Genomic DNA, 14,461 nt, shown 5'->3' on the forward strand with positions numbered 1-14,461 from the left:
AGGGCGCAACTTCCCGAGGCGCGGCGCGATAATCCCTTGTGCCCACTACCAGGAAGCAGTCCTTTTCTGGTTATTCTATCGAAATCGCTTCTGCTCTCAGGTGATCCCATGCGCGTTCGTTCTCCGCCTCCCTCTCCCGCCCCCGCTTCCACTTCCGCGTCGAAGCCGACGACCAGCCCCACCACCCCGGCTGCGGCGAACCCGACGGCAGGCACCGCCACCCCCGGCGCCAAGCCCGCCGATGGTTTCACGGCTGGCAAGACGAGTCGGATGGATAAGGCCAACAACGCCATGGGTCTGGCCAACAACACGGTCGGTCTGGCCCAGGGTGGCGTGGGTCTGGCCCAGAGCCTGGGTGGCGGGGCCGGTGGCGCGGGCGCGGCGGGTGGCGCGGGCGGGGCGGCGCAGTCCGGGACCGTTCCGGGCGGCTTCCAGCAGGCCCTCGCGATGGCCCAGCAGCCCATGGCCGCGTTCCAGCAGCTCCTGGGGGGCCTGACGGGAGGCCAGGGTGGACCGGCCGCCGCGCATCAGGCCGCCACGGGCGCGCTGGCGAGCCTGAACCAGATGGCCACCAGCATGCTGGGCGGCATCAACCAGGCGGCCGCCTCGGGTGGGATCAGCGCGGGCGGCGCGACCCAGATGGCCTCGGCCCTGATGGGCGGCGTGGGCCAGATCGCCTCGACCCTGATGGGCGGCGCGCAGAAGCTCATGGGTGGCCTGGGTGGCGCGCATCAGGCTCCGGGGTTCGGACCAGGCAGCCAGGTGGGGCACGCGTCGACCCAGGCCGCGGGCCACTCCAGCCCGTCGGCCATGGCCGGCTCGGCGTCCTCCGCCATGGCGGCGGGTCAGGGCGTCCTCTCCGGCGCGGCCGGTATGGCGGACATGCTCAAGGGCGGCACCGGTGCCCTGGCGAAGGCGGCCGGGCGTTTCGCTCCGGGCCTCAACATCGCCGTGGCGGGCATGGACATCGCCAATGCCGCGAAGACCTTCAAGGATCCCAACGCGACCATGGGCCAGAAGGTCACCGCGGGCATCACCGCCGGGGGCTCCGCGCTCGCCGCCACCAACATCCCCGTCCTGTCGCAGGTAGGCGCGGCCGTCTCCACCGCCGCCAGCCTGGCCGGTCCCGTCATCGAGGGCCTCGCGGGCCCGCTCAAGAACGCGACCCAGGGCTTCAAGCAGCTCCTCGGCGGTTGAGGTAGTCTGCGGCCTCGAAAGGACCCTTCATGGACTCCACCCAGAAACCTTCTCCTCCCGCCAAGAAGCCTTTCGAGGTTCCGCTCTCCCTCCCGCTGGCCCGCAAGGCCGCACAGGGCAGTCCGGTGCAACTGCCTCCAGTGACCGCGCCGTCACTGGAGGGTCTGTCCATCACCGTGCCCGCCCCCGAGCGCATCACCGCCCAGCAGATCCAGGAGCGCTTCCAGGATCTGGCGCGCGCGCACGCCACCGAGCGCATGCGTCCGCGCACCGAGCGCATCGCCTGGGGCGATGAGGTGCTGCTCAACCTCGTGGGCTACTCCAACGGCAAGCTCATCCCCTTCAGCGTGCGCGCCGATGTCTGGGTTCCCCTGGCGCCCGCGCCCCTGCTGCCCGGACTGTACGAGCAGCTGGTGGGCCACCTGCCGGGAGAGACCGTGCTGGCGGACATCGTCTTGAGCACGGACTACCCCGTCGAGTCGCTGCGCGGTCAGCCCGCGCGCTTCGCCGTGCAGATCCAGGCCGCGCGCGAGGTGAAGTTCCCGGATCCGACGAGCCCGGAGTTCCTCAAGGCCTTTGGCCGGGGGGACACGGTGGAGGCGGCCACGAACAGCGTGTTGAAGGAGCTGGAGCAGGAGACGGTTCAGTTGCTGCGGCTCCAGGCCCAGGAGATGGTGCTCAACGAGGTGGCCGCCCGCACGCAGGTGGACATCCCCGAGGCGCTCGTGGACGAGGAGGTCCGCCGCCGCTGGGGCTCGAGCGAGGGCCGCGCCGTGACCGAGCTCAAGTTCACCGAGAAGCAGCAGGAGGAGTCGCTGCAGACGTGGCTGAAGGACGAGCCCACCCGGGCCGCGGTCCGTCACCGACTGCGCATCGGCCTGGCGCTGGGCGCCATCTGCGCGCGCGACGGCGTCACCCTCACCCAGGCCAAGGTGCAGGAGGTCCTCAAGGCCGAGGCCGCCGCCCTCGGGATTCCGCTGGAGCAGGCCGCCGCCTCCCTGCGCGAGGAGCCGCACCAGTTCGCCCGCATCGATCAGGCGGCCTGGCACCTGATGGCGGTCGAGTACGTCATGAGCAAGGCCCAGGTCCGCTTCGCGGGCGCCTGAGGCTCGGGATGCCGGGCGGGGCGCTTTTCCTACAGCGCCACGCCCACCTCGAGCAGCGTGAGGCTGTAGAGGGGGCCCCGGCCGACGCCATCGCCGCCCAGGCCCACCCCCAGCTCCACCAGTGACACCTGGGCGCTCCCGAGCGAGAAGCGCGCGGGTGCCAGCGTCAGGCCCACGCCCAGCGCGGGGCCTCGTGAGTACTCGGACTCGCCGGGCATGACGAAGCCGAGTTGATCCCCGAAGAGCCCGGTGAGGGACACCAGGGCCGCGGGCCGCCACCAGCCCGCCGGACGTTGCACCCCCGCGCCCAGACGCACCTCGAGCACCGAGCCCAGGCCGGTGAGCCCGTTCACGTCCGCCTGGAGCAGCCACAGCCCCTGGAGCGTGTCGCGTACGCCCACGCCGCCGCCCAGGCCTCCCTGGGTGCGCGCGGAGGAGAGGTACGCCGTGAGGCCCGAGCGGGCGTAGACGGAGAGCTGGTGCGCGGGGGGCGGCGCCGCCGGGGCATCGGCGAGCGCGGCGAGGACGAGGAGCGTGGCGGGTGTCATGGCAGGGGGCCCTCGGCCCAGTAGGCGAGCCCGGCGGCGGACAGCCGGGTGACGCCGGTGAGGAAGTCCGCGTCGAGCGTGGCGGGCACGTCGGTGTCCCGATGGTAGTTCGGGTTGCGGAAGTTGGCGGTGTCGGTGAGGAACAGGGCGTTCTGGCCGGCGAGCCAGAAGGGGGCGTGATCGCTGCGCATGAGGTTGCCCGAGGCGGCACCGGAGCCATTGCCGGGGGTGACGATGCCAATCACCGGCACGAGCCCGAGCCGGCCGCCCATCGCGTGCAGCTCCTCCATCTGCGCGCGCGAGGCCTCGTTGGCGATGACGGCGATGAAGTCACCCTTGGGGGGCAGGGGAAAGCCCGGCAACCCCTGCTGCGAGCCCGGCTCCGTGCTCCGGTAGCCGACGCAGTCGAAGACGATCGACGCGACGATGCGCTCGCCCGGGCGCGACTGGACATAGCGCGTGCTGCCCACCAGGCCGAGTTCCTCCAGATCGAAGCCGACGAAGCGCACGGTGCGCTTGAAGCGCTGGCCCGAGGCCAGCCGCGCCATCTCCAACAGGGCGGCCACGCCCGAGCTGTTGTCGTCCGCTCCCTGGAAATACGCGTCGTAGTGGGCCCCCACCAGGACGATCTCCTCGGGGTGCTCGGTGCCCGGCAGCTCGGCGATGAGGTTGGTGGTGGGAAAGCGCGGATCCTCCGTGGTGTGCGGGGTGACGCGCAGGCCGAGCGACTCCAGGCGCTCGCGCATCCACTGGCGGCTGCGATCCCGGGTGATGTGGCACACGGGCCGGCGCTCGGAGTTCGTCCCGGGCTCGAAGAGATCGCACGACAGCGGCGTGTCCTCCAGGTGCGCGGCGACGAGGGCGTTCACGTCGGCCATGAGGCGCGTCTGCTCCACGCCCTCGCTGAAGCCGCGCACACGCGCGAGCACGGCCTCGTCCAGCGCGGGACGTGAGACACAGGAGCCCAGGGCGAGGGCCAGCAGGGCGGTGGACCAGGACTTCATAGAACCACTCCGAGGTGCAGCAAGCCGAGCTGCAGGCGCAGGGCCGCTCCCGGCCGGTTGATGGGCGTGCCCCACTGCAACTCCAGCGCGCTCACGGTGAAGGAGCGGAAGACGAAGCGCAGGGGCTGGGCGTGCACGGCGACGTAGACGGGCGCGAACTCGCGGGCCTCCTCGTTCGCGAGATCATCGGGAAAGCCCCCTCGGGGCGGGACGATGAAGGGCAGCCCGCTGAGTCCCACTTCGGGACCCACCGCGGGCCGCCAGGTACCCGACGGAGGGGTGAGCAGCACGCGGGCGTAGAGCTCGGCGGGCAGCGCGCCGCCTCCCCCGGGAGCCCAGCGCACGCCGCCTCCCAGACGCCAGGCATCGCGTCCGTAGGTATAGGCGGCCTCCAGACCGGGCCGGGGACTGAGCACGTTGTAGGTGGCTCCGTTGGTGAGGATCACGGCCGTGGCACCAAGGGACAGCCCATGTTCGGACGCCAGCGCGGCATGGGGCAGGAGCGCGGCGAGCAGCAACCAGGAACGCATGGGGGCCACCCTACCTCACCCGCGGCGATGTTGGTCCCGCCGTGAGAAGCGCAGGATGGCGCGGAAGATGGCCTCCACTCCGTCCGGCTCCAGGCCCCGCTCGGAGGCCCACGCGCGGCGCGAGGCGATCATCGCGTCCTCGCGGGCGGGGTCGGGCACGGGCTGTCCCGCCTCGGCCTTGGTGCGCAGCGCCCGCCGGGACAACTCCGCCCGCCGCGCGAGCAGCTCCACCAGCTCCTGATCTATCTGATCGATGTGCTCCCGCGTCTCGCGCAGCTCCGGCAGGCCCGAGTCGAGCGTGGGCAGGGTGAGCGGCGGCGCGTCGGACGGAGGCGCCTCGGTGGGCAGCGCGTCCAGCTCCCGGTGGACGTTGCCGAGCGCCTCGAGCAGGTGTCCCCGGGCCTCGCGCGCGAAGGGGTTGTCGTGCTGGATGGCGCTGAAGAGGTGTCCGGCGTCCGAGCGCACGAGCTGGATGGTGCGTGAGAGCGCCTGGAAACTGGCGGGCGCGAAGGGCACGTCCAGCCCCGAGCCCGCGTCCACCATGCCCTTGGCCACGAAGAAGGTGAGCGCGTGGGTATGCGCCATCACTCGATCATGCCCCTCGGGGCTCTGCTCGATGATCTCGCAGCCCAGGCGCGCGAAGAAGCGCACGGCCTCGGGCGTGGCGGCGGGGTGGAGCGGGTTGGGGCAGACCACCACGCGCAGGGGCCGTTCGGCCATGGCGAGGCTGAGGGGTCCGAAGAGCGGATGCGTGCCCACCCAGGGCACCCGGGCGCCGAGCACCTCGGCCATGGCGTGCACGGGCTTCACCTTGACGCTGCCCACGTCCAGCACGAGCTGCTCGGGGCGCAGGTGGGGGCTCATCTGCTGGAGCACCGCCCGCATGTGCGCCACGGGCACCGCCACCACCAGGTGCGTGGCGTCCGCGATCAACGCTGGAAGTGATGCAGCGCGGTGGGGCTGGGGGATGTCCGCCAGGGGATCCAGGGCCCGGTAGGGCACCCCCGCCTCCTCCAGCAGTCCTCCGAGCGCACGGCCGAAACGTCCATATCCCACGATGCCGACCATCATGCCGACAATGTACATGAGGCCCGGGCGCCCGGGTTCAGCGGGAGCGGCCGGGCCTCGGGTCCTGGAACGGGGCTTGGGGCTAGAACACGTCCTTCAGGTGCACTTCCAGGTGCGTGTCGCTGGTGCCCAGCGTGCTCAGGTCGTCCTTGGGGTCCACGTAGCCCTCGTCCGCGCCGACCTTGCCACGGTAGTAGTTGATGATCTCCGGGTCGCGCACCTCGGAGGTGGTGGTCTTCTTGATGCCGTAGACCTGGCCGTTGGCGTCCCGGGCCAGGATGTTCTCGGGCGCACCCTCGACGAGGTTCTCCAGGGTGCCGGACGTCTTGCCCGGGCCGCTCTCCGGCGCGATCGTCATGCTGGCGTTGTTCCCCTCGATGTAGCTCACATCGTAGAAGGTCTGGTTGCCGGCGCCGTTGAAGGCGACCTCGCCCAGCGTGACCGCGGTGCCATCACCCTTGTCGCTGCGGAAGTTGCCGCTCCAGCCCTGGGGGAACTCCTGCCGGATGGTCTGGCCGGGTTGGATCGTCACGGGCGGGATCTGCTGCTGACCCGGGTTGGTCGTGAAGGTGACGGTCATCGGCTTGTCGCCGTCGTTGGTGAAGTCCATCGTGTTGCCCGCGCCGCCCGTCGGGTTGTTGCCCTTGGGCGCCTGGGGTCCCGCGGTCTTCTGCGACTCGGGCGTGGTGGGCGCCGGAGGTGTGGTGGGCGCGGGAGGCGTGGTGGGCGCGGGAGGCGTGGTGGGCGCCGGACCGGCCTGCTGCGGGAGGGGATTTCCACCGGACGGACCGCCCAGCTCGGGCACTCCACCCTCCTCACCCGCGCCCGGCTCGCCGTTGAGCAGGTTCGTGATCTGGCTCATCGTCTCGATGAGCGCCTGGAGCTGCTGGGTCAGATCCTGCGTGCCTCCCGTGCCCGAGGCATCGAAGCCGTCGGTCGAGAACAGGTCCTGGAACGGGTTCGGCTCCGCCGACGGAGGCGCTTCGAGGCTCGGGGCAGGAGGCGGGGTGGGGGTCGTCTCGCGCGCCTGGCTCAGGGCCGTGAGGAGGAGTGCCTGAAGCGAGCGGGGATTGATGGAGTTGACGGCCATGGCGGGGACTCCTCGTGAGGGGGAGAGCGGATCGCCGTCGAGCGGCGCGCGGTCGCTGCCTTAGCAGGAGACGGGCCAGACTCCAGTGGCTTCCCAGGATGGGGGGGAAGAGTCGTATCCTCTTGGAATCCTTGGAAACCGCCGGGCAGCCCAGGGGAGTACATGAGGGTACATGGGCGGTGAGCCCCCCTCGGGCTGGTGTCCGCCGTCATCGGGTGGTGACAGCAGTCACCACCCGAGGCCCCGTGGCGAGGCTCAGCCGAGCACCTTCATGGTGCCCCGCGTCACGCCGAACTGCTCGTGCACCGCCGCGCGCCGCACCGCCTCGGCGGGAGCGCACCGGCCCGCGAGCAGCTCCTGATAGGCGGCGAGCACACGCGCGGCCTCGGCCTGGGACTCGCGGACGAACTCGACGCGGAAGCGGCGCACGCCCCGCTCCAGCAGCCTGGGCACCAGGGAGGCCGCGCTCTGGGCCTGGGCGTTGAACACCGTGTTGCGGCAGCCCACGTCCACGATGACCGGGTGCTCCAGCCCGATGCGATCTCTCAGCGAGACCTGGTGGCGCTCGCAGGGCCGGCCACAGCTGCGGTAGTCGCGCCCGTTGGACAGCGTGTGCGAGTACACGCAGTGCTCGGTGTGGAAGGTGGCGATGTGGTGGTGCAGCGCCACGGTGAAGCGGTGCGCGGGGGCGTGCTCCAGCAGGGCGAAGAGCTGCGTCTCGTCCAGGTCGTGCGAGCAGGTGAGCGTGTCCAGCCCCAGGCCGAGCAGGTGCGCCGCCGTCACCGAGTTGGTGACGTTGAGCGAGAAGTCCCCGTGCAGCACCGGGCGCGGCTGGCCGGAAGGGCGCTCGAGGAAGTGCATCATCGCGCCCCAGTGGCGCACGAGCACCGCGTCGGGCCGCAGCTTGTCCAGGCGCGCGTCGTAGCCCTCCTCGCCCGGCTTCTGCACGCGCACGGTGGCGATCGTCACGCGCAGCCCGGCCGCGCGCGCCCGCTCCACCGCCCGTTGCAGGCCCACCATCTCCATCCAGTCCAGCTCCACCTCGCGCAGGCCGGCGGCGATGACCGCCTCCAACTGCGCGTCGTCGCGGCACAGGGGCAGCAGGCGCGGGCCGGCGTCGGCTCCCTGCTCCACGGCCTGTCCGGCGACGCGGGAGAGCAACGCGCCGCGCACGGAGTCGAGCACCGGCGTCTCCGTCACGGTGCGCACGGGCCCCTTCTCCACGAGCGGGGTGAGCGCGGCCACGACGTCGCGGCGCAGCGCCTTGAGCTCGGAGACGGGCAGGTGCAGGCCCGGCGTCAGCCCGGCGAGGTCCAGGTGCGCGAGGGTGAAGGGCGTGCCGCCGCAGGCGCCCAGCTTGTCGCGCAGCAGCGCCTCGTCCAGGCCCTTGCCCTTGGAGGGCGTGAGCGGGGTGGGGCTCTCGGCGGAAGCCTCATGGCCCCAGGCGCTCGCGCGCACGCGCAGCGGGGTGCCCTCGGCGCCGGACACCTGGAGCGTGAGGGGGACGCGGCCCTCGGGCTCGCCCTGGGCGAGCTGCGCTTCCGTGCGGCGGGCGAGGGCGGGGTCGCTGTTGAGCCACACGCGCTGGCCGGGCGCCACGCGGTGCAGGTCCGGCCCCGGGTGCCCGAAGCCGAGCACCCAACCATTGCCGCGCCGCTCCACGCGGAAGATGGGGCCGCCCGGCTCGTGCTTGTCCTCGGGCGTGCCCGCGTCGAAGACGACACCCATGCCCGGACGGGGCTCCACGGTGGCGGGAGTGGGCTGCTCGCCGGGGAGGGGAGAGGACACCTTGCCCTCGGGCCCCTGGGGCCGCTCCTCGCCCAGGCCGAGCGCGCCCGTCCACGGACGCTCCTCGGGGGTGACGAGCACCTCCTTGCCCGACACGGAGCGCACGCGGCCCAGGTACAGGCCCCGGTGCTTGGGAAAACGGCCCTCGACGAGCGTCTGGTGATCCGAGCCCCCGAGGAAGCCATTGGACAGGCCGCGGCTGTACGTGAGGGACATGTCGGCCAGGTCGCTCGCGAGCTGCTTCTCGTCCGGCTTGCCCGCGACGACACCGTCCACCCACCGCCGGTAGCCCTGCACGGTGGTGGTCACGTACTGCGCGCCCTTGAGGCGGCCCTCGATCTTCAGGCTGTGGACGCCGATGTCCACCAGATCGGGCACGGCGCGCACGCCCGCCAGGTCCTTGGGGCTGAGCAGGTAGCGCACTTCTCCCAGCTCGCGCGTCTGTCCATCCACCACGAGATCGTAGGGCATCCGGCACGACTGGGCGCACTGGCCCCGATTGGCCGAGCGCCCACCCCACGCCTCGCTGGTGAGGCATTGGCCGCTCCAGGACACGCACAACGCGCCATGGATGAAGACCTCCAGCTCCATGTCCGTGTGCTCCGCCAGCCGGCGGATCTCCGCGGTGGACAGCTCGCGGGGGACGACGACCCGGGTGACGCCCAGGCCCCGGGCGAAGCGCATGCCCTCGGCGCTGGAGACGGTCATCTGCGTGGAGGCATGCAGCTCCAACTGGGGGCAGATGGCGCGCGCGAGCAGGGCGATGGCCGGGTCCTGCACGATGAGCGCGTCCACGCCCGCCGAGGCCACGCCGCGCAGCAGCCGCTCCACGCCGGGCAGCTCGGGCTCGAAGATGAGGGTGTTGAGCGTGAGGTAGGCGCGGGCACCGGCGCGGTGGACGAGCGCCATCGTCTCCGGCAGCCGGGCGAGCGAGAAGTTGTCGGCGCGGGCCCGGGCGTTGAAGCCCTCGTCGAGTCCGAAATAGACGGCGTCCGCTCCGCTGGCGAGCGCGGCGCGCAGGGACTCGAGGTCGCCCGCGGGCGCGAGGATTTCAGGGCGTCGGGGAGGCATGGGGCCTCACATAACACGCGAGCCCCGCGCGGGGTTCCGATTGCGCTCCCCCGCCCCTCCTCCCGGCGAGGGAGGGCCGTGAGGTCAGCGCGCGTGGTGCGCGTGGACGAAGGCCTCGAGCCGGTCGAAGGCGGCGGTGAGGACGTCCTCGGAGGGCAGGAACACCACGCGGAAGTGGGTGGTGCCGGGCTTCTGCCCGAAGCCGCTGCCGTGGACGAACAGCACGCCCGTCTCGCGCAGCAGGGACATGATGAAGGCCTCGTCCGAGGTCACCCCGGGCAGTTGCAGCCGGGGCATGGCGTAGAAGGCGGCGGCGGGCTCCACCACGGACAGGCCGGGGATGGCGTTGATGCGGCGGACCATCAGGTCACGGCGCCGGCGCAGCCGCGCCATCATCTCGGGGATGTGATCCTGCGGCCCGTCCAGCGCGGGGGCGATGGCGTACTGCTGCGGCGCGGGTCCGCACAGCCGCGCGTCGGCGAGCCGCTGCACCGCGGCGCGCAGCTCCGGCATCAGGTGGGCGTTGCAGAAGACCATCCACCCCACGCGCCAACCACAGGCGAGATAGCCCTTGGAGAGCCCATTGAAGGTCAGGATGGGCACGTCCGTGGCGAGCGACGCCGTGGCCACGTGGGGCTTGTCGTAGATGAGCTTGTCGTAGATTTCATCCGACAGGATGACGAGGCCGCGCCGCCGGGCGATCTCCAGCAGCCCCTCGAGCACGTTCCGGTCGAGCACCGCGCCGGTGGGGTTGTTGGGATTGCAGAGGATGAGGGCGCGCGTGCCGGGCGTGCACAGCCGATCAATCTCCTCCAGGTCCAGCGACCACCCATTCTCCTCGTCGAGCGAGTAGGGCACGCCCTGGGCGTTCAGCTTGGCCATGAGGGCGTTGTAGAGGGGGTAGCCGGGGCTGGGCAGGAGGACGCGATCGCCGGGATCGAGCAGGGCGGTGAGGGCCAGCTCCAGCGCCTCGCTCGCGCCGGTGGTGACCACGACGTCCTCGGGGGTGATGTTGGGGATGCCCACGCGCTCGCACTCGCGGGAGATGGCCTCGCGCGCGGTGAGGATGCCCGCCGAGGGCGCGTAGCCGTTGTGGCCATCGCGCATGGCCCGGTGCACCGCCTCGATGAGGTGCGGGGGCGTCTGGAAGTCGAACTTCAGCGGATCCCCGATGTTGAGGTAGAGGATGTGCTGACCTTGGGTCTCCAGACGGTGCGCCTCGGCCACGACGTTGCGGATGGCGTAGCGGACGTTCTCGATATGTCGGGCGGGGCGAACCACCATGTGAAGCCTCCTGCGTGCGGGGCTTCTACACCCGCACGCGAGCGTCTCATACCGGGGAAACGGCGCGGCTTTCTTCCTCCCTCCGCCGCCCGTTTTTCTCAACTCTCGAGATGCGGGCCCTGTCGTCCAGGGTTCATCCGTGCATGGTGGGCTGTTGAATGTCAAACAACCGTCGCGGTCATCGTACCGGTGAGAGGGGAGACGCGAGATGAGCAACAAGAAGACGTGGGGGGGTGAGGAGTTCTGGGGTCTGGGATTCGAGTTCGATCTGAGGTGCGGGGGCCACTCGCGAAGAGGCGGATTCATGGTTGGTGTGGGGCCCGGCTCGCCGGTATTCCCGTGGGCCGAGCCGTCATGAGGAGGTAGGACCATGTCCAGGAAGGCCGTCTCGCGGTGCCTGTTGTTGTTGCTCTTGAGCGCCTGTGGGGGAGGGCGCGTGCTCACGGGTCCCGGCTCACCCCCGGACGCGCGCGACGACGGCTGGGCGGTGGCGGCACTGGAAGAAGAGGGCGTGCGGCGCTCGTGGTTGGAGTGGCTGGAGCACGACGTGGCGGAAGGCAGGCAGGAGGAGCCGGATGCGGTGCTCATCGCCCGCCATGGCCGGCTCATCTACGAGCGCTACGGGAACGGCTTCGCGCGCGAGACCGCGCATGATCTGCGCTCGGCCACCAAGAGCATCACCTCGCTGTTGGTGGGCATGGCCCACGAGCGGGGTCTGCTGCCGGACCTGGATGTGCCTGTTCTGTCGTTCCTTCCGGACCTCGCCCCCGTGCGCAACCCAGACCCACGCAAGGAACGCATGACGCTGCGCCATCTGCTCGAGATGCGCACGGGTCTGGCGTGCGATGACTGGGATGCGAACTCGCCAGGGAATGAAGAGAAGATGTATCGCGCGGACGACTGGGCCCGCTTCATGGTGGACGTTCCCATGAAGGAGGAGCCGGGCACGGTGGCGCGCTACTGCACGGGGGGCGTGGTCCTGCTGGGCGCGGTCCTGGAGCGTGCCAGTGGCATGTCCATCCCGGAACTCTCCCGCCAGTGGCTCTTCCACCCGTTGGGGGTGGCGGACTTCGAGTGGCAGCCAGCGGGCCGACGGGGGACGGATACGGGCGGGCACCTGCGGTTGCGTCCGCGCGACTTCCTGAAACTGGGCCAGGTGTTCCTCGATGGCGGGACGTGGCACGGCGAGCGTCTGGTTTCCGAGGCATGGGTGTCCGAGTCGGGCCAACCGCACAGCACGCTGGGCGACGCTCGCTACGCACGGTTGTGGTGGAGCGCCCGCTTCACCCTCCAGGACATCCCGGTGGAGGTGACGTTCGCACGCGGTACGGGGGGCCAGTATCTCTTCGTGGCGCCCTCACTCGGCCTCACCGCCGCCTTCAACACCAGCCATTACAACGATTCCGGCTCGGTGCTGCCGCTCGTCTTGTTTGGACAGTACGTCCTGCCGGCGGCGCTTGGCTTCGAACGTGCGGGGCCGGTGAGTGCCCACTCGCGGTAGGCCGTCCGGGAGGTCGCTGAAAAAGAGACGGCGGCGGGCGCTCATCCGTCAGCTCACCGAGTGGATGAGATGTGAGTCTGTTCTGGTTTGGAGTTTAGTGGACATACCCCATAAGTCGGCTACATAGGAGGTCGTGTCCATGGCGAGAAGGATGTGGCGGAGCTTCACCTTGGAGTGACAATGACTTTCAATGTGGACAGGATGGTGGGCGCCATTCGCAAGGCCCAGGACTGTCTCGATGCCTCATCTGATCTCGTCGAGGCACTCCTTCCTGCCTTGAATGTCTCCTACTTCCTGCTCGATGGGCATGGGCAGAACTTCGAGGATTATCTCGCTGCATTCTCAGGCACATCTCTTCCATCCCTTGGCTCCTTCTCCAGCCGGGAAGAGCTTGATGCCTGGTTGAAGACTCACTCCGAGCCTCCTCCCAGCGGGTCCCTGCGGATCGCGGGAGAGCGCTATACCCTTGGCTACTCCCGCGCGAGTGGACAACCCCTGCTGTTGCGGCTTCCTCCCCTTGAAGCCCTGCGAAGGCCAGAAATAGAGCAGGGACAGGATCTGCTCTGGCGCGCGCTCGACGAGGCTCACTCCGCACTCAGTTCCTCACCGGAGGATCTGGAGGGCCTCCACTCCGCCGCGTTGGCCCTTCACTTCGTCCACGAGGCGGGCTGCGCGCGGGACTTCGCCCGGTTCCTGGCTCACCTCGATGCGCCTCTGCTTCCCCTCTGCTCCTTCGCTACACGCGAAGAGGCGGAATCATGGCTGGGAAAACATCCGCGTCCTCCTCATGGCGCTTGCGTGCAGGTGGGTGGGGAAATGCTCACCGTTGGTTACCAGCGCGAGCGCGATCAGCGAGTGCTGGTGCGCTTTCCCACGAGTGAAAAGTAGGACGAAGAGTTCAATCCCATCGGAGATTCTTCGCAACGTTTGCGGGCCCACCAGCTCTGTAACTTTGCAGCAGCGTCACGGCTGGGTCTGTAACTTTGCAGCAGTTTCATGGCCGCGTGCGTCTGAATGCCTTTACCCCCGCCTCCAACCCCCTGATGGTATGTCTGCTTTGCCTCGGAAAGACGAGGCGAAAGGATGCCGAACGCATGCGCATCGTGAACCTCACCACCTCCCTCGCTGTCGCCCTCCTGTTTCCAGCTTGTGGCGGGCCCGCGGCCGAAGAGCCGTCCCAGCTCGCCATTCGCAGCGGGGAGCTGTCCAGCGCCCCCGCCGCTTCCCTCGCCGCCTTGGCGGACCTGGAGCCCCAGTCCGTGGGCTCCTGGAGCCTCACGGGTGACCTGACCTCCGCTCATTCCGGCCACACCGCCACCCTGCTTTCCTCGGGCAAGGTGCTGGTGGTGAGTGGCACCACCGCCGAGGTGTTCAACCCCTATTCCAACGTGTCCGTGGCCACGGGGTCTCCCTACTGGGCTCGCACCCAGCACACCGCGACCCGGCTCGAATCGGGCAATGTGCTGGTGGCGGGCGGGTGGATCGGCAAGTTTCCGCTCTACTGGCGCCACTCCGCGGAGGTGTATGACAAGAAGACGGGCACCTGGTCGTCCGCGGACAGCATGAGCGTGCCTCGCGGCAATCACACGGCGACCCTGCTCGGCTCGGACAAGGTGTTGGTGGTGGGGGGCGACACCACCGATGGGCTCAATCCGGAGGTCTCGCTCCAGACGGACTCCGTGGATCTGTACGACCCGGCGACCAACACGTGGAGCCCGGCGGCCTCTATCTTCATGCCTCGCGCCGGCCATACCGCGACGCTGCTCTACTCAGGCGAGGTGCTGGTGACGGGTGGCAGGTTCTTCGACTGGGTGCTCCAGGACGCGCAGGTGTATGACCCGGACACGGACAACTGGTCGATGCCGGCGCCCATGCCGAGGGCGCGCACCGGCCATGTCGCCGTCCGGCTCAATTCGGGCAAGGTGATGGTGCTCGGTGGCGGCCATGACGAGGTGGACTTCTACGATCCGTACAGCTCCACCACCCCGTGGACCACGGGTCCCTCGCTCCCCTCGGGTGGCACGGCCATCAGCGCGACGCGGCTCTACTCGGGCGAGGTGCTGGTCACTCACTCCACCGGGCAGGCGTCGCTGTATGACCCGGCGACGGATGCGTGGCTGTCCGCGGGGACGTTGCCGGCCCCGGTCTCGGCCCATGCCGCGACGCTCCTGCACACGGGACAGGTTCTGGTGACGGGTGGCTCCTCCGGTGCCACCGTGCAGCGCTACACGCGCTGAGCCCCGCTGAAAAAGGAACGGCGGCGGGTGGGCCTCC

Annotated in this window: 12 protein-coding genes; 5 read left to right on the plus strand and 7 right to left on the minus strand. The window is 70.1% G+C overall.

The features are described 5' to 3' along the window. The first annotated feature begins 108 nt into the window (after nucleotides 1-108). Nucleotides 109-1,197, plus strand: a complete 1,089-nt coding sequence (locus F0U63_RS05405; RefSeq protein ID WP_395844380.1) for a hypothetical protein — start codon at nucleotides 109-111, stop codon at nucleotides 1,195-1,197. Nucleotides 1,198-1,226: 29 nt separating this feature from the next. Beyond that, nucleotides 1,227-2,303, plus strand: a complete 1,077-nt coding sequence (locus F0U63_RS05410; protein ID WP_395844382.1) for a peptidylprolyl isomerase — start codon at nucleotides 1,227-1,229, stop codon at nucleotides 2,301-2,303. Nucleotides 2,304-2,332: 29 nt separating this feature from the next. Here F0U63_RS05410 and F0U63_RS05415 read toward each other — a convergent pair whose 3' ends face one another. From F0U63_RS05415 to F0U63_RS05445, 7 genes are all read right to left on the minus strand, one after another. Next, the gene (locus F0U63_RS05415; RefSeq protein WP_395844384.1) at nucleotides 2,333-2,851 is read right to left on the minus strand and encodes a hypothetical protein; all 519 of its coding nucleotides are present in this window, start codon (nucleotides 2,849-2,851) and stop codon (nucleotides 2,333-2,335) included. Then, complete coding sequence (locus tag F0U63_RS05420) at nucleotides 2,848-3,855, minus strand: M28 family peptidase (protein ID WP_395844386.1); 1,008 nt, start codon at nucleotides 3,853-3,855, stop codon at nucleotides 2,848-2,850. Before F0U63_RS05420 ends, F0U63_RS05415 begins: the two co-directional genes overlap by 4 nt. After that, nucleotides 3,852-4,385 carry a hypothetical protein gene (locus F0U63_RS05425; protein WP_395844388.1) on the minus strand — a complete coding sequence of 178 codons (534 nt, stop codon included), beginning with the start codon at nucleotides 4,383-4,385 and terminating at the stop codon, nucleotides 3,852-3,854. The genes F0U63_RS05420 and F0U63_RS05425 overlap by 4 nt, the downstream gene beginning before the upstream one ends. Nucleotides 4,386-4,400: 15 nt before the next feature. Beyond that, a complete protein-coding gene (locus F0U63_RS05430) occupies nucleotides 4,401-5,456 on the minus strand; it encodes a prephenate dehydrogenase/arogenate dehydrogenase family protein (protein WP_395844390.1) in 1,056 nt (351 codons plus the stop codon). Nucleotides 5,457-5,535: 79 nt separating this feature from the next. Beyond that, the gene (locus tag F0U63_RS05435) at nucleotides 5,536-6,543 is read right to left on the minus strand and encodes a hypothetical protein (protein WP_395844392.1); all 1,008 of its coding nucleotides are present in this window, start codon (nucleotides 6,541-6,543) and stop codon (nucleotides 5,536-5,538) included. A gap of 255 nt (nucleotides 6,544-6,798) precedes the next feature. Continuing rightward, nucleotides 6,799-9,402, minus strand: coding sequence for a DUF3656 domain-containing protein (locus tag F0U63_RS05440; RefSeq protein WP_395844394.1), 2,604 nt, complete (start codon nucleotides 9,400-9,402; stop codon nucleotides 6,799-6,801). Nucleotides 9,403-9,486: 84 nt separating this feature from the next. After that, the gene (locus F0U63_RS05445) at nucleotides 9,487-10,686 is read right to left on the minus strand and encodes an aminotransferase class I/II-fold pyridoxal phosphate-dependent enzyme (protein WP_395844396.1); all 1,200 of its coding nucleotides are present in this window, start codon (nucleotides 10,684-10,686) and stop codon (nucleotides 9,487-9,489) included. A 370-nt stretch (nucleotides 10,687-11,056) separates the two neighbouring features. Here F0U63_RS05445 and F0U63_RS05450 point away from each other — a divergent pair, with 370 nt between their 5' ends. From F0U63_RS05450 to F0U63_RS05460, 3 genes are all read left to right on the plus strand, one after another. After that, nucleotides 11,057-12,187 (plus strand): serine hydrolase domain-containing protein, encoded by a 1,131-nt coding sequence (locus F0U63_RS05450; protein WP_395844398.1) that lies wholly within the window; start codon nucleotides 11,057-11,059, stop codon nucleotides 12,185-12,187. 180 nt (nucleotides 12,188-12,367) lie between these two features. After that, on the plus strand, nucleotides 12,368-13,075 hold the full coding sequence (locus tag F0U63_RS05455) for a hypothetical protein (protein WP_395844400.1): 708 nt from the start codon (nucleotides 12,368-12,370) through the stop codon (nucleotides 13,073-13,075). A 206-nt stretch (nucleotides 13,076-13,281) separates the two neighbouring features. After that, a complete protein-coding gene (locus F0U63_RS05460; RefSeq protein WP_395844402.1) occupies nucleotides 13,282-14,424 on the plus strand; it encodes a Kelch repeat-containing protein in 1,143 nt (380 codons plus the stop codon). The last annotated feature ends 37 nt before the right edge of the window (nucleotides 14,425-14,461 follow it).

Origin of the sequence: Cystobacter fuscus (assembly GCF_044360685.1) — a bacterium.
Taxonomy (GTDB): Bacteria; Myxococcota; Myxococcia; order Myxococcales; family Myxococcaceae; genus Cystobacter; species Cystobacter fuscus_C.

Excerpts from the sequence above, each read along its gene's own strand:
- F0U63_RS05405 (WP_395844380.1), top strand. The coding sequence starts at position 109 with ATGCGCGTTCGTTCTCCGCCTCCCTCTCCCGCCCCCGCTTCCACTTCC.
- F0U63_RS05410 (WP_395844382.1), top strand. The coding sequence starts at position 1,227 with ATGGACTCCACCCAGAAACCTTCTCCTCCCGCCAAGAAGCCTTTCGAG.
- F0U63_RS05415 (WP_395844384.1), bottom strand. The coding sequence starts at position 2,851 with ATGACACCCGCCACGCTCCTCGTCCTCGCCGCGCTCGCCGATGCCCCG.
- F0U63_RS05420 (WP_395844386.1), bottom strand. The coding sequence starts at position 3,855 with ATGAAGTCCTGGTCCACCGCCCTGCTGGCCCTCGCCCTGGGCTCCTGT.
- F0U63_RS05425 (WP_395844388.1), bottom strand. The coding sequence starts at position 4,385 with ATGCGTTCCTGGTTGCTGCTCGCCGCGCTCCTGCCCCATGCCGCGCTG.
- F0U63_RS05430 (WP_395844390.1), bottom strand. The coding sequence starts at position 5,456 with ATGATGGTCGGCATCGTGGGATATGGACGTTTCGGCCGTGCGCTCGGA.
- F0U63_RS05435 (WP_395844392.1), bottom strand. The coding sequence starts at position 6,543 with ATGGCCGTCAACTCCATCAATCCCCGCTCGCTTCAGGCACTCCTCCTC.
- F0U63_RS05440 (WP_395844394.1), bottom strand. The coding sequence starts at position 9,402 with ATGCCTCCCCGACGCCCTGAAATCCTCGCGCCCGCGGGCGACCTCGAG.
- F0U63_RS05445 (WP_395844396.1), bottom strand. The coding sequence starts at position 10,686 with ATGGTGGTTCGCCCCGCCCGACATATCGAGAACGTCCGCTACGCCATC.
- F0U63_RS05450 (WP_395844398.1), top strand. The coding sequence starts at position 11,057 with ATGTCCAGGAAGGCCGTCTCGCGGTGCCTGTTGTTGTTGCTCTTGAGC.
- F0U63_RS05455 (WP_395844400.1), top strand. The coding sequence starts at position 12,368 with ATGACTTTCAATGTGGACAGGATGGTGGGCGCCATTCGCAAGGCCCAG.
- F0U63_RS05460 (WP_395844402.1), top strand. The coding sequence starts at position 13,282 with ATGCGCATCGTGAACCTCACCACCTCCCTCGCTGTCGCCCTCCTGTTT.